General features: G+C 72.9%; 15 protein-coding genes and 1 riboswitch. Of the genes, 6 read left to right on the top strand and 9 right to left on the bottom strand.

Annotated features, from left to right (window positions below; genetic code table 11):
• Positions 1-4: 4 nt before the first annotated feature.
• From JHAT_RS09515 to JHAT_RS09490, 6 genes are all read right to left on the bottom strand, one after another.
• Positions 5-976, bottom strand: a complete 972-nt coding sequence (locus tag JHAT_RS09515; protein ID WP_077797634.1) for a hypothetical protein — start codon at positions 974-976, stop codon at positions 5-7.
• Positions 977-1,032: 56 nt separating this feature from the next.
• Positions 1,033-1,956, bottom strand: a complete 924-nt coding sequence (gene metF, locus JHAT_RS09510; protein ID WP_077797633.1) for a methylenetetrahydrofolate reductase [NAD(P)H] — start codon at positions 1,954-1,956, stop codon at positions 1,033-1,035.
• A 124-nt stretch (positions 1,957-2,080) separates the two neighbouring features.
• Positions 2,081-2,737 carry a thiamine phosphate synthase gene (thiE, locus tag JHAT_RS09505; RefSeq protein ID WP_077797632.1) on the bottom strand — a complete coding sequence of 219 codons (657 nt, stop codon included), beginning with the start codon at positions 2,735-2,737 and terminating at the stop codon, positions 2,081-2,083.
• Between the two features lie 86 nt (positions 2,738-2,823).
• Positions 2,824-3,189 (bottom strand): Rv2175c family DNA-binding protein, encoded by a 366-nt coding sequence (locus JHAT_RS09500; protein WP_077797631.1) that lies wholly within the window; start codon positions 3,187-3,189, stop codon positions 2,824-2,826.
• A gap of 66 nt (positions 3,190-3,255) precedes the next feature.
• Positions 3,256-4,506 carry an NAD(P)/FAD-dependent oxidoreductase gene (locus tag JHAT_RS09495; RefSeq protein WP_171990817.1) on the bottom strand — a complete coding sequence of 417 codons (1,251 nt, stop codon included), beginning with the start codon at positions 4,504-4,506 and terminating at the stop codon, positions 3,256-3,258.
• 32 nt (positions 4,507-4,538) lie between these two features.
• Positions 4,539-4,889 carry a hypothetical protein gene (locus tag JHAT_RS09490; RefSeq protein ID WP_077797629.1) on the bottom strand — a complete coding sequence of 117 codons (351 nt, stop codon included), beginning with the start codon at positions 4,887-4,889 and terminating at the stop codon, positions 4,539-4,541.
• 51 nt (positions 4,890-4,940) lie between these two features.
• Positions 4,941-5,052: riboswitch (TPP riboswitch) on the top strand.
• On the opposite strand from JHAT_RS09490, the gene thiO reads away from it, so the two are divergent.
• The 5 genes from thiO (at position 5,050) to JHAT_RS09465 (ending at position 10,387) form a co-directional block, all read left to right on the top strand.
• Complete coding sequence (gene thiO, locus JHAT_RS09485) at positions 5,050-6,279, top strand: glycine oxidase ThiO (RefSeq protein ID WP_077797701.1); 1,230 nt, start codon at positions 5,050-5,052, stop codon at positions 6,277-6,279. It overlaps the preceding riboswitch by 3 nt.
• Positions 6,276-6,476: a sulfur carrier protein ThiS gene (thiS, locus tag JHAT_RS09480; protein ID WP_077797628.1), complete on the top strand. Its 201-nt coding sequence runs from the start codon at positions 6,276-6,278 to the stop codon at positions 6,474-6,476. The genes thiO and thiS overlap by 4 nt, the downstream gene beginning before the upstream one ends.
• A 3-nt stretch (positions 6,477-6,479) precedes the next feature.
• The gene (locus JHAT_RS09475; protein WP_077797627.1) at positions 6,480-7,277 is read left to right on the top strand and encodes a thiazole synthase; all 798 of its coding nucleotides are present in this window, start codon (positions 6,480-6,482) and stop codon (positions 7,275-7,277) included.
• Between the two features lie 231 nt (positions 7,278-7,508).
• Complete coding sequence (gene pknB / locus JHAT_RS09470) at positions 7,509-9,461, top strand: Stk1 family PASTA domain-containing Ser/Thr kinase (RefSeq protein WP_171990816.1); 1,953 nt, start codon at positions 7,509-7,511, stop codon at positions 9,459-9,461.
• 47 nt (positions 9,462-9,508) lie between these two features.
• Positions 9,509-10,387 (top strand): deoxyribonuclease IV, encoded by an 879-nt coding sequence (locus JHAT_RS09465; RefSeq protein ID WP_077797625.1) that lies wholly within the window; start codon positions 9,509-9,511, stop codon positions 10,385-10,387.
• 23 nt (positions 10,388-10,410) lie between these two features.
• On the opposite strand, the gene JHAT_RS09460 is transcribed toward JHAT_RS09465, so the two are convergent.
• Positions 10,411-11,058: a sulfite oxidase-like oxidoreductase gene (locus tag JHAT_RS09460; RefSeq protein ID WP_077797624.1), complete on the bottom strand. Its 648-nt coding sequence runs from the start codon at positions 11,056-11,058 to the stop codon at positions 10,411-10,413.
• A 182-nt stretch (positions 11,059-11,240) separates the two neighbouring features.
• On the opposite strand from JHAT_RS09460, the gene bfr reads away from it, so the two are divergent.
• The gene (gene bfr / locus JHAT_RS09455) at positions 11,241-11,750 is read left to right on the top strand and encodes a bacterioferritin (RefSeq protein WP_077797623.1); all 510 of its coding nucleotides are present in this window, start codon (positions 11,241-11,243) and stop codon (positions 11,748-11,750) included.
• On the opposite strand, the gene JHAT_RS09450 is transcribed toward bfr, so the two are convergent.
• Entirely contained in the window at positions 11,747-11,980 is a 234-nt protein-coding gene (locus JHAT_RS09450) for a bacterioferritin-associated ferredoxin (protein ID WP_171990815.1), read from the bottom strand. The two genes, bfr and JHAT_RS09450, sit on opposite strands and share 4 nt — an antisense overlap.
• A gap of 173 nt (positions 11,981-12,153) precedes the next feature.
• Complete coding sequence (locus tag JHAT_RS09445) at positions 12,154-13,509, bottom strand: class II 3-deoxy-7-phosphoheptulonate synthase (RefSeq protein WP_077797621.1); 1,356 nt, start codon at positions 13,507-13,509, stop codon at positions 12,154-12,156.
• Positions 13,510-13,654 lie beyond the last annotated feature (145 nt).

Below are 13,654 nucleotides of genomic sequence, written 5' to 3'. Positions count from 1 at the left end.
GCCGTCAGTAGCGGTACTGCTCGTCGTACCCCTGGCCCGGGCCCGGTGCCTGGCCGTCGCCCTGGTACGGGTACGCCTGCTCCGGCGGGAGTTCGCCGCCGTACGGATCGCCGGCGGTGCGCTGCTGCGGCACCCACACCCCGCCGGGCGGGGTCTCGCCGGCGTAGCCGCCGGGCGTCCCGGCGGGGAACTGGCCCTGCCCGTAACCCTGCTGGTCGTACTGCACCCCGCCGGTGGTGCCGTAGCCGCCGGTGTCGTACGCCCCGTCGCCGTAGGTGTGGGTGCCGATGTACGGGTCGGAGTAGGCGGCGTACTGCTGCGGGCCGGTGTCGTAGCCGTAGTCCTGCCCGCCGTAGCCGTAGCCGGAGTGACCGTGGGCGTAGGTCTGGTCGGGGCTCTGCGCGACCGGCGTCTGCTGGTCCTGGCCGTAGCCGGGGTCGGCGCCGTACACGCCGTACGAGCCGGTGTCGTCCGGCACGGGCTGCGGCGCGTAGACCGCGGTGGTCTCGACGGGGCGGACCGGGGTGAAGACGTCGTCCCGGTCGTAGTCGTCATGGCCGTGGGAGGAGCCGTCATGGCCGCGGGAGGAGCCGTCGTGGCCCGGCGCGCCTTCCTCCTGGCCGACGGGGACGGCGTCGTCCGCCTCCAGGCCGGAGACCTCCAACGTCGGCTTCCGGCGGCTCCGTTCGGGGCGGCGGCGCTTGCTGCCCACCAGGCTCTCCGGGGCGTTGACCGCCCATCCGGACTCGAAGCCGCGACGGAACGACAGGGTCACGTAGGTCTGGCCGACCGCGAAGGCGGCGGCGCCCACTCCGATGACGAGCACGTTCGACATCAGCACGCCGGCCACCACGCCGGTGAACCCGCCGAAGGCGAGCAGCCGCCAGCGCAGCCGCGCCTTGTACTGCAGCAGCACCTCACCGAGCAGCCACAGCGCGACGATGCCGAACGCGGTGTAGAGGACCGTCCAGCCCATGTACGCCCCTCTCCCAGTGGCCGCTACGCAGTGTGTCGCAAATACGTGCGGCCGGTCTAGGCCCGCGGGGGGTGGTGCAGGCCCAGGTTCTCGTAGATTTCCAGCGTCGCCGTGGAGTTGTTGAGCGTGATGAAGTGCAGTCCGGGCACACCCTCGGCCAGCAGCCGCGCGCAGAACTCCGTGGCGAACTCGATGCCAATGGAGCGTACAGCCGCCGGATCGTCCTGTGCCGAGAGGATGCGCTCTTTCAGCTCGGGCGGGAACGAGGCGTTGCTGAGTTTCGGCAGCCTCTCCAGCATCTTCACACTGGTCACCGGCATCACCTCGGGGATGACCGGGGTCTCGCAGCCGGCCGCGGCGACCCGGTCGCGCAGGCGCAGGTACGACTCGGGCTGGAAGAACATCTGCGTGATCGCGTAGTCGGCGCCGGCCCGGCACTTGTCGACGAAGTGCGCGACGTCCGTGTCCCAGTCGGCGGAGCGCGGGTGCATCTCCGGGAAGGCCGCGACGCCGACGCAGAAGTCGCCCGATTCCTTGATGAGGCGCACCAGCTCGGCGGCGTAGGTGAGGCCCCGGGGGTGCGGGACCCAGTCGGCCGTCGGGTCGCCGGGCGGGTCACCGCGCACGGCCAGCATGTTGCGGATCCCCGCGTCGGCGTACTGGCCGATGATGTTGCGCAGTTCCGCGACGGAGTGGTCGACCGCGGTGAGGTGGGCGACCGGGGTCAGGGTCGTGTCGGCGACGATCTGCTCGGTCTCCTTGACCGTGCCCGCGCGGGTGGAACCGCCCGCGCCGTAGGTCACGGAGACGAAGTCGGGGGCGACCGCCTCCACCCTCCGGAGCGCACTCCACAGGTTCCTCTCGCCCTTGGGCGTCTTCGGCGCGGAGAACTCGAACGAGTACGTCGTCTTGCCGGCGGCGAGGATGTCCCGCACGGTGCGTGCGCGATCCGTCCTGGTGGATGCGGTTCCGAGGGCCATACGGGCAGGTTAGCCAGGGAGCGGCGGCCCCCCAACCGGATGCGGGACATTTGTCCGCATTGTCGGTTTGTTGTCCATCCCTTGGACACATGTCCCCGGCAACCGCGCCGGACGCGCTCCCGCCCTACGCCTGCCGCAGGCGCTTCGCGAACTCGGCCGCCGCCGCACCGGGGTCGTCCGCCGCGGTGATGGCGCGGACGACGACGACCCGGCGGGCACCGGCGTCCAGCACCTCGTCGAGGTTGCCGAGGTCGATGCCGCCGATGGCGAACCAGGGGCGGTCGGTGCCCAGGGACGCGGTGTACCGGACCAGGCCGAGGCCGGGCGCGTGGCGGCCGGGCTTGGTGGGGGTCGGCCAGCAGGGGCCGGTGCAGAAGTAGTCCACGCCCTCCTGGACGGCGGCCGCGGCGGCCTCGGACTCGGCGTGCGTGGAGCGTCCCACGAGGACGTCGTCGCCGAGGATCGCCCGGGCGGCCGGCACCGGGAGGTCGCCCTGTCCGAGGTGCAGCACGTCGGCGCCGGCGGCGTGGGCGACGTCCGCCCGGTCGTTGACCGCGAGGAGCTTGCCGTGGCGGGCGCAGGCGTCGGCGAAGACCTCGAGGTGCTCCAGTTCCTCGGCGGCCTCCATGCCCTTGTCGCGCAGCTGCACGATGTCGACGCCGCCGGCCAGCACCGCGTCCAGGAACGCGGGCAGGTCGCCCTGGCTCCTGCGGGCGTCCGTGCACAGGTAGAGCCGGGCGTCGGCGAGCCGGGCGCGTGCGGTGGCGGCGGTCTCGGGCATGGGTGTGTCCCCCCGGGTCGGTGACGTGCGGACCGTGCCGTACGGGCCGCGAGGGTCGCGGCCCGTACGGCGGGCGGTGTGTCGGGTCAGACGGCGAGCGCCTGGGCGCGGCGCTTCACCTCCGTGCCGCGATTCTCGCTCAGCGCCTGCGCGGGGGTGCCGGGCAGGGTCGGGTCGGGCGTGAAGAGCCACTCCAGCATCTCCTCGACCGTGAAGCCGTCGTCCCGCAGCAGGGTCAGGGTCCCGACCAGGCCCTTGACGACCTTGTCCCCGTCGATGAAGGCCGCCGGGACGTGCAGTGCGCGGTTCTCGCCGCGGCGTACGGCGATGAGCTGGCCTTCCTTGATCAGCTGTCGCACGCGGGTCACCTCGACACCGAGCATCTCGGCGATGTCGGGGACGGTGAGCCAGGCGGGTACGAGAGCATCGATCTTTGCGTCAATCTCGGTCACGCCTCCAGCCTGCCATCTGGCACCGACAGTCGGAAACCGGACCCGGTCCGACCCGCCGACGGCGTGCTACGCCGTCGCCGCCTTCAGGGGCCTCGCGGGGTCGGCGAGCAGCCGCGGGTCCATCCTGGCGCCGGCCTCGATCAGACGCCTGCCCTGGGCCAGGTCCCGGGGGCGGCCCACCGCCAGCAGGGCGATCAGCCGCTCCTCGCGCAGCCAGCAGACCGTCCAGGCGGGACCGGACGGGTCGCCGCGCCACAGGGTGGTGTCGGCGGCCGTGTGGTGCCCCGCGTACTGGACGAACCGGCCGAACTGCTCGGACCAGAAGTACGGCACCGGGTCGTAGGGCGCCGGGGCCTCGCCGCCGGCGGCGGCGACGATGCCGGCGGCGACCGTGCGCGGGCCCTGGAGGGCGTTGTCCCAGTGGTGGACGAGCAGCCGTTCCCCGTAGCGGCCGGAGGGGAAGGAGGCGCAGTCGCCGACCGCGTGGACGTCCGGCACGGAGGTGCGCAGGTGGTCGTCGGCCAGGATCTCGCCGTGCGGGCCGAGCTCGACGCCGGAGCCGGCGAGCCAGGCGGTGGCGGGCCGGGCTCCGATGCCGACGACGACGGCGCCGGCGGACAGCCGCGAGCCGTCGTCGAGGACGACGTGGCCCGGCTCGCCGGGTTCGACGCGCTCCACGCGCGCGTGGGTGCGCAGCACGGCGCCCGCGTCGGCGTACCAGGCGGTCATGGGGGCGGCGACCTCGGCGGGCAGCGCGCCGGCGAGGGGCCGGTCGGCGGCCTCCACGACGGTCACCGCGCAGCCCGCCTCGCGCGCGGCGGTGGCGAACTCGGCGCCGATCCAGCCCGCGCCGACGACCACGACGTCGTGCTGCCGGGCGAGCACCGGGCGCAGCCGCTCGGCGTCGTCGAGGGTGCGCAGCAGGTGCACGCCGGGGACGCCTTCGGCACCGGGCAGCCGGACCGGTTCGGCGCCGGTCGCGACGACGAGGGCGTCGTACGGCACGGGCCCGGCGGAGGTGTCCAGGACGTGCGCGCCGGGGCGCAGGCCCAGCGCCTCGCAGCCGAGCCGCAGCTCGATGCCGAGCGCCTCGAAGTCGACGTCGAAGGCGGACCCCTCGGCCGTGCCGAGCAGGACGGCCTTGGACAGCGGGGGGCGGTCGTACGGCTGGTGGGGTTCGGCACCGATCAGCGTGACGGTGCCGGTGAAGCCCTGTTCGCGCAGGGCGACCGCGGTCTGCACGCCCGCCATGCCCGCGCCGACGACGACCACGCGACGCCCCGTGTCCGCTCCCCGCTCCTGCGTCTGCTCGCTCACCCGATCACCTTAGACACCCGGCGGATCACCGGTCAGTCCTCGTGCGCGGTGATCTCCTCCACAACACTCGTCCCGCTGCCCTGCCGCGACTCCCACTCCCAGGTCTCCTCCAGGCGCACCCGCCCGTCGGGCAGGTCGACGACCGTCGACGCGCAGTGGCCCGACGACGTGCTGCCGTCGGTCCTGAGCTGCACGTACCGGAAGTCGAGCCGGTCGCCGACACGGGTGCCCACCAGCCGGCCGCGGACGACGTCGCCGCCCGCGTACTCGGCCCAGACCTCGCCGTCCTCCTCGTGGTAGGTGAACCGGGTGCGGGTGCCCACCTGGCCGGGGGCCTGGTCGGCGACCGGGGCGAGGACGAGACCGTCGAGCGAACGGGCCATGCTGGAGGCTCCCTTACGAGTGCGGTGCGCTGCGGGCTAGGGTGGCCAACGTAAGGCACTCGCGGGAGCCCGGACGCACCGGGCTGAGAGGGAGGCTGGCGGCCTCCGACCGTACGAACCTGATCCGGGTCATGCCGGCGAAGGGAGGGGCTGGACGCCCATGTCGTCCTCACCGATCGCACCGTCCGTACCACCCCGCGCGTTCGACGTCCTCGTCGTGGGCGGCGGGATCATCGGCCTGGTCACGGCCTGGCGGTCCGCGCAGCGCGGGCTCGCCACGGCGCTCGTGGACCCCGAGCCGGGCGGCGGTGCCGCCCAGGTGGCGGCCGGGATGCTGGCCGCCGTCACGGAACTGCACTACGGCGAGCAGACGCTGCTCGCACTGAACCTCGCCTCGGCCCGCCGCTATCCGGAGTTCGCCGCCGAGCTGACCGACCTCACGGGCCACGACCTCGGATACCGCCGCTGCGGCACCCTGGCCGTCGCGCTGGACGCCGACGACCGCGCCCACCTGCGGGAGCTGCACGCGCTGCAGGAGCGTTCGGGCCTGGAGTCGGAGTGGCTGCCGGGGCGCGAGTGCCGGCGCCTGGAGCCGATGCTCGCGCCGGGCGTGCGCGGGGGCCTGCGGGTGGACGGCGACCACCAGATCGACCCCCGGCGACTGGCCGCCGCCCTGGTGGCCGCCTGCGAACGCGCGGGTGTGGTCCTCCACCGGGTGTGGGCCGAACGGCTCACGGTCGCCGGCGACCGGGCGACCGGCGTCGTCACCGCCGACGGTACGGCGCTGGCGGCCGGGCAGGTGGTGCTGGCCGGGGGCAGCCTGAGCGGGCGCCTCGCGGGCGTGCCGGACGCCGTGCTGCCACCGGTGCGGCCGGTGAAGGGGCAGGTGCTGCGCCTGTCCATGCCGCGGGCGCACGGTCCGCTGCTGAGCCGGACGGTGCGTGCCGTGGTGCGCGGCAACCCCCTCTACCTGGTGCCCCGGGAGAGCGGCGAGCTGGTCGTCGGCGCCACCAGCGAGGAGCAGGGCTGGGACACGACGGTGACCGCGGGCGGCGTCTACGAGCTGCTGCGCGACGCCCACGAGCTGGTCCCCGGCATCACCGAGCTCCCCCTCGTGGAGACCCGCGCGGGCCTGCGCCCCGGCTCCCCCGACAACGCCCCGCTGCTCGGCCCGGCCGGGCTGGAGGGGCTGCTGCTGGCCACCGGACACCACCGCAACGGCGTGCTGCTGACCCCGGTCACCGGCGACGTCATGGCGCACGTCCTGACCACCGGGGAGCTCCCCGAGGAGGCCCGCCCCTTCACTCCCCGGCGCTTCGGCGCCGCCCCCGCGCTCCCGGAGCGGACCGCGCTCCCGGAGCAGACCGTACTCACGGAGCAGACCGTATGAACATCTCCGTCAACGGGGAGCCGCGCGAGGTGGCTCCCGGCACGGCCCTGGACGTCCTGGTGGGCACGCTCACCGCGGCGCCGTCCGGAGTGGCCGCCGCCCTGAACGAGACCGTCGTCCCGCGCGCGCAGTGGTCCGCCACCGCCCTGACCGACGGCGACCGCGTCGAGGTCCTCACCGCCGTCCAGGGAGGCTGACCCATGGCCGACGATCCCTTCCTCCTCGGCGGCACGGCCTACACGTCCCGCCTGATCATGGGCACCGGCGGCGCCCCCAGCCTGGACGTGCTGGAGCACGCGCTGGTGGCGTCCGGGACGGAGCTGACGACCGTCGCGATGCGCCGGGTGAATCCGTCCGTGCACGGTTCCGTGCTGTCGGTCCTGGAGAAGCTCGGCATCCGGGTGCTGCCGAACACGGCCGGCTGTTTCACCGCCGGGGAGGCCGTCCTCACCGCCCGCCTCGCGCGCGAGGCCCTCGGCACGGACCTGGTCAAGCTGGAGGTCATCGCCGACGAGCGCACCCTGCTGCCGGACCCGGTCGAGCTGCTGGACGCGGCGGAGACGCTGGTGGACGACGGCTTCACGGTGCTGCCGTACACGAACGACGACCCGGTCCTCGCCCGGAAGCTGGAGGACGTCGGGTGCGCGGCGATCATGCCGCTCGGGTCGCCGATCGGATCCGGGCTCGGCATCCGCAACCCGCACAACTTCCAGCTGATCGTGGAGCACGCGCGCGTGCCGGTGATCCTGGACGCGGGGGCCGGTACGGCCTCGGACGTGGCGCTGGCGATGGAGCTGGGGTGCGCGGGTGTGATGCTCGCCTCGGCGGTGACGCGGGCGCAGGAGCCGGTGCTGATGGCCGCGGCGATGCGCTCCGCGGTGGAGGCGGGGCGGCTGGCCCGGCGGGCGGGGCGGATCCCGCGGCGGCACTTCGCGGAGGCGTCGTCCCCGGCGGAGGGGCTGGCCGCCCTGGATCCGGAGCGGCCCGCCTTCCGGTGAGCCCGCGCCGACCTGCCCTTCCGTCCTCCCGCCCGGGCACCGCCCGGTTCCGGCCTGCCGGGAGGCGGACCCCGCCCGTGGGGCCGGGTGCCGTCGGCGGCCGGCCGTCCGCGGGCGGTGGCCGCTGTCGGTGGCCGGTCCCGCGCGGGAAGCGTCACAGGTCCGCTGCAGTAGTGCCGCGATCGCGGACGTGGCGGCGGGGTGTCCGCGGCGGCTCGTACACTCGCCTGCGTGGACACGACCCTTCAGGACCCTCTGGTCGGGCAGGTGCTCGACGGCCGGTACCGCGTCGAGGCGCGGATCGCGGTCGGCGGGATGGCCACGGTCTACCGGGCCGTGGACACCCGCCTGGACCGCGTGCTCGCGCTGAAGGTGATGCACCCGACGCTCGCCACCGACGCCACCTTCGTCGAGCGGTTCATCCGCGAGGCCAAGTCGGTGGCCCGGCTCGACCACCCCAACGTCGTCCAGGTCTTCGACCAGGGGGCCCAGGGGGCGTACGTCTACCTGGCCATGGAGTACGTCGCCGGCTGCACCCTGCGCGACGTGCTGCGCGAGCGCGGGGCGCTCCGGCCGCGGGCCGCGCTGGACATCCTGGAGCCGGTGCTGGCCGCGCTGGGCGCCGCGCACCGGGCCGGGTTCGTGCACCGGGACATGAAGCCGGAGAACGTGCTGATCGGGGACGACGGCCGGGTCAAGGTCGCCGACTTCGGGCTGGTGCGGGCCGTGGACACGGTCACCAGCACCACCGGGGCGGTCCTGGGCACGGTCTCCTACCTGGCGCCCGAGCAGATCGAGCACGGCGCCGCCGACCCGAGGGTCGACGTCTACGCGTGCGGTGTCGTGCTGTACGAGATGCTGACCGGCGGCAAGCCGCACGACGGGGACTCCCCCGCCCAGATCCTCTACAAGCACCTCCACGAGGACGTGCCGCCGCCGTCGGCCGCCGTCCCGGGAATGGCGTCCGCGCTGGACGACCTGGTCGCGTCGGCGACCGCGCGCACCCCGCAGGTCCGCCCGCACGACGCCGTGGCACTGCTGGCCGAGGCCCGCCGGGCGCGTGCGGCGCTGAGCGCCGAGCAGCTGGACGCCGTGCCGCCGCAGGCCCTCGCCGCGGACCACGACAACGCCGAGGACCGCACGAGCGTGATCCCGCGCGCGCTCACCGTGCCCCGGCCGCTGCCGGTGAACGAGGACGAGGACGCGGTCCCGGCCGGCGAGGCCCCGGCGGACGGGGTCCACCGCACCAGTCGGTTCACGGCTCCCCCGCCGCTGCCGCCCCGGCGCCGCCGCCCGCAGCTGAGACGGGGCCCGCTGACGGTCGTCGTCGCCGTGCTGCTGGTCCTCGGCGTCGGCACGGGCGTCTGGTACATCAACTCCGGCCAGTTCACCAAGGTGCCGCCGCTGCTGTCGAAGACCGAGGCGCAGGCCGAGGACCGGCTGGAGGAGGCCGGGCTGGACGTCGGCACGGTCCGGCACGCCTACAGCGACACGGTCGAGCGCGGCACCGTCATCAGCACCGACCCGGAAGCCGGTACCCGGATCCGTAAGAACGACTCGGTGTCGTTCACGATCTCCGACGGCCCCGACACGGTGAAGCTGCCGGACGTGCAGGGCTACAAGCTGGACCGGGCCCGGTCCCTCCTCGAGGACGAGGGGCTGGAGCCGGGCATGGTGACCCGGGCGTTCAGCCAGGACGTCCCCAAGGGGTTCGTGATCTCCACGGACCCGACGACGGGCACCGAGGTGCGCGCGGGTTCGGCGGTCGCGCTCGTCGTCAGCAAGGGCAGCCCGATCGACGTGCCGGACGTCACCGGCAGCGACCTGGCGGACGCGCGGGCGGAGCTGACGGACGCCGGCCTGAAGGTGAGGGTCGCCGCCGAGCAGGTCACCTCCGAGTACGACAAGGGCCAGGTCGCCCGGCAGACGCCGGACGCCGGCAGCCGGGCCGCCGAGGGCGACACGGTGACGCTGACGGTCTCCAAGGGCCCCGAGATGATCGAGGTCCCGGACGTGACCGGCGACAGCGTGGACGACGCGAAGCGGAAGCTGGAGGACGCCGGGTTCGAGGTGAAGGAGGACCGTGGTCTGCTCGGACTGTTCGGTGACACCGTGAAGGACCAGTCCGTCGACGGCGGGGACACGGCGCCCAAGGGCTCCACCATCGAGATCACCATCAGGTGACGGCTCCCACGCTCCGGACGCACGACCCGGCGTGACACCCTGAACGGGTGAACAGTGAACAGTCCGCCCTCCCGCGCAACCCCGTCGGCGGTCACGTGCCCGTCGCCGGCGGCCTGCACTCCGTGGGTCTGTCCTACGCCCGTGACCTGCGGGCGGAGGCCGTGCAGGTCTTCGTCGCCAACCCGCGCGGCTGGGCCACCCCGGCCGGCGACCCGAAGCAGGACGAGGCGTTCCGGGAGGCCTGCGCCGGCGAGTCGATCCCGGCGTACGTGCACGCCCCGTACCTGATCAACTTCGGTTCGCACACCGAGGCGACGGTGGAGCGGTCGGTCGAGTCGCTGCGGCACTCCCTGCGGCGGGGACGTGAGATCGGGGCGCTCGGCGTGGTCGTGCACACCGGCAGCGCGACCGGCGGCCGGGACCGTGCGGTGGCGCTGAGGCAGGTGCGGGAGTTCCTGCTGCCGCTGCTGGACGAGCTGACCCACGACGACGACCCGTACCTGTTGCTGGAGTCGACCGCCGGCCAGGGCGCCTCCCTGTGCTCGCGGACGTGGGACTTCGGGCCGTACTTCGAGGCGCTGGACGCCCATCCGAAGCTGGGCGTGTGCCTGGACACCTGTCACATCTTCGCGGCCGGGCACGACCTGACCGGGCCGTCCGGCATGCACCAGACCCTGGACCTGCTGGTGGACACGGTCGGCGAGGGCCGGCTGAAGCTGATCCACGCCAACGACTCCAAGGACGTGGCGGGCGCGCACAAGGACCGGCACGAGAACATCGGCGCCGGCCACATCGGCGAGGACCCCTTCCGGGCGCTGATGACGCACCCCGCGACCGAGGGCGTGCCGCTGGTCATCGAGACGCCGGGCGGCAAGGAGGGGCACGCCGCGGACGTGGAGCGGCTGAAGAAGCTGCGCGACGGCTGACCGCGCGGGGCCGGCCGGCGGGGTCAGAGCTCGGGGCCGTCCCCGGGCTCCTCCTGGTAGGAGTAGCGCTGCTCCCGCCACGGGTCGCCGATGTTGTGGTAGCCGCGCTCCTCCCAGAAGCCGCGGCGGTCGGCGGTCATGTACTCGATGCCGCGGACCCACTTCGGGCCCTTCCAGGCGTACAGGTGGGGGACGACCAGGCGGAGCGGGAAGCCGTGCTCCGCGGTCAGCAGCTCGCCGTCCTTGTGGGTGGCGAAGAGGGTGCGTTCGGCGGCGAAGTCGGACAGGCGGAGGTTGGAGCTGAATCCGTACTCCGCCCACACCATCACGTGGGTGACGGCGGGCCCGGGCGGGGCGATCTCGAGGATGGTGCGGGCCGGGACGCCGCCCCACTCGGAACCGAGCATGCTGAACTTCGTCACGCAGTGCAGGTCGGCCACGACCGTGGTGTACGGCAGGGCGGTGAACTCGTCGTGGGTCCAGCAGTGCTTGTCGCCGTCGGCGGTGGCACCGAAGACCCGGAACTCCCACCGTTCGGGCCGGAACTTCGGGACCGGTCCGTAGTGCGTGACCGGCCAGCCCCGCTGGAGCCGCTGTCCCGGCGGAAGCTCGAACCGCGGCGCCTCTCCCGAACCGCCCTCTCCCGACCCGTTTTCCACCGGCTGACCCATGCCTCCATCCTGACAGACCCGGACCGATGCCCCCGACACGGCCCCCTTAGACCAGAGCAAAAGGGGGCAAACATGGACGAAGGCGTGCGTACTCACTAAGTCAAGACTTACTGGACGATCTTCGGTGCCGGTGCAATCATGCGGCGCAACCCGCCAGTCCCGTGTGGAAGGAGCCTTACGCGATGCAGGGCGATCCCGAGGTCATCGAGTTCCTCAACGAACAGCTGACCGCCGAGCTCACGGCGATCAACCAGTACTTCCTGCACTCGAAGCTGCAGGACCACAAGGGCTGGACCAGGCTCGCGAAGTACACGCGGGCCGAGTCCTTCGACGAGATGCGCCACGCCGAGCTGCTCACCGACCGCATCCTGCTCCTCGACGGCCTGCCGAACTACCAGCGCCTCTTCCACGTGCGGGTCGGCCAGAGCGTGACGGAGATGTTCCAGGCCGACCGGGAGATCGAGATCGAGGCCATCGACCGGCTGCGCCGGGGCGTCGAGGTGATGCGGGCCAAGAACGACATCACGTCGGCCAACGTCTTCGAGGCGATCCTCGCCGACGAGGAGCACCACATCGACTACCTGGACACCCAGCTGGAGCTGATCGACAAGCTGGGCGAGTCGCTCTACCTGTCGACGGTCATCGAGCAGTCCCAGCCCGACTCCTCGGGACCGAAGCCGATCGAGTACTAGGCGGCTTCCGGAAGCTCCGAGAGGACCGGTTCGCCCTGGTCGGCCAGTTGCCGGCGGGGGCAGGCGCCGCGACCGAGCAGGGCCTGGATGCGCCGTACGCAGCCGCCGCAGTCGGTGCCGGCCTTGCAGGCGGAGGCGATCTGCCGGGGCGTGCAGGCACCGGCTTCCGCGTGGCTCCTCACCTGTTCCTCGGTGACACCGAAGCAGCTGCAGACGAACACGCGGTTCACCTCCCGGACGGGGTACAAGGTCGTGCCGTACCGACGACCGGAGGACCCGACTGATCGGTGAGGCAAACCTAACCTTACCTATCACGCGGGGACGGCAAAAGCGGAGAGGGCGCGGATCGTGTGTGACCCGCGCCCCATTCCGTGTGCCCGCCGCCCGGTCCGGGGGCGGACCGTCACTGGTCCCGGTACATCTCCGCCACCAGGAACGCCAGGTCGAGCGACTGGCTGCGGTTCAGGCGCGGGTCGCAGGCCGTCTCGTAGCGCTGGTGCAGGTCGTCGACGAAGATCTCGTCGCCGCCGCCCACGCACTCGGTGACGTCGTCACCGGTGAGCTCCACGTGGATGCCGCCGGGGTGGGTGCCGAGCGACTTGTGGACCTCGAAGAAGCCCTTGACCTCGTCGAGCACGTCGTCGAAGCGGCGGGTCTTGTGGCCGGAGGCCGCCTCGTAGGTGTTGCCGTGCATCGGGTCGGTGATCCAGGCGACGGTGGTACCGGACGCGGTGACCTTCTCGACCAGCTCGGGGAGCTTGTCGCGGATCTTGTCCGCGCCCATGCGGACGATGAAGGTCAGCCGGCCGGGCTCGCGCTCGGGGTCCAGGCGCTCGATGTACTGCAGCGCCTCCTCGGCCGTCGTCGTCGGGCCGAGCTTGATGCCGATCGGATTGCGGATCTTCGAGGCGAACTCGATGTGCGCGTGGTCCATCTGGCGCGTGCGCTCACCGATCCACACCATGTGTCCGGAGACGTCGTACAGCTGCCCGGTGCGGGAGTCGACGCGGGTGAGGGCCGACTCGTAGTCGAGCAGCAGCGCCTCGTGCGACGAGTAGAACTCGACGGTCTTGAACTCCTCCGGGTCCGTGCCGCAGGCCCGCATGAAGTTCAGCGCGCTGTCGATCTCGCGGGCGAGCTGCTCGTAGCGCTGGCCGGACGGGGACGACTTCACGAAGTCCTGGTTCCAGGCGTGCACCTGGCGCAGGTCGGCGTAGCCGCCGGTGGTGAAGGCGCGGACCAGGTTCAGCGTGGACGCCGACGCGTGGTACATGCGCTTGAGCCGCTGGGGGTCCGGAACCCGGGCCTCTTCGGTGAAGTCGAAGCCGTTGACGGAGTCGCCGCGGTAGGTCGGCAGGGTGACGCCGTCACGGGTCTCGGTCGGCTTGGAGCGCGGCTTGGAGTACTGGCCGGCGATCCTGCCGACCTTCACGACCGGCACGGAGGCGGCGTACGTGAGCACGGCGCCCATCTGGAGCAGGGTCTTGAGCTTCGCCCTGATGTGCTCGGCGGACACGGCGTCGAACGACTCGGCGCAGTCCCCGCCCTGGAGCAGGAAGGCCTCACCCCGGGCGACCGCTGCCATGCGGGCGCGCAGTTGGTCGCACTCTCCGGCGAACACGAGCGGCGGATACGACTCGAGCTCGGCGATCACATCGCGCAGAGCCTCGGCATCCGGGTACTCGGGCTGCTGCGCCGCGGGCAGGCTTCGCCACGTCGCCTGGGCGGCGACACTTCGGGAATCAGCGTTCACGGTCACGCGCTCAACACTACGCGGTCGGACAGGGCGTCCAGCACGACGCCCAGTCCGTGAGACGGGCGTCCCCCGTGACGGGACGCGCCCGACACCCCCCGCGGGCGGGGGCACGTCAGGGGCGACGACGCGACGGAGCTCCGGGACACGG

This window comes from Streptomyces sp. JHA26 (assembly GCF_002005565.1).
Lineage (GTDB): Bacteria > Actinomycetota > Actinomycetes > Streptomycetales > Streptomycetaceae > Streptomyces.
Note: the sequence above shows the minus strand (reverse complement) of the source record. Positions and strands in the feature narration are given on the sequence as shown.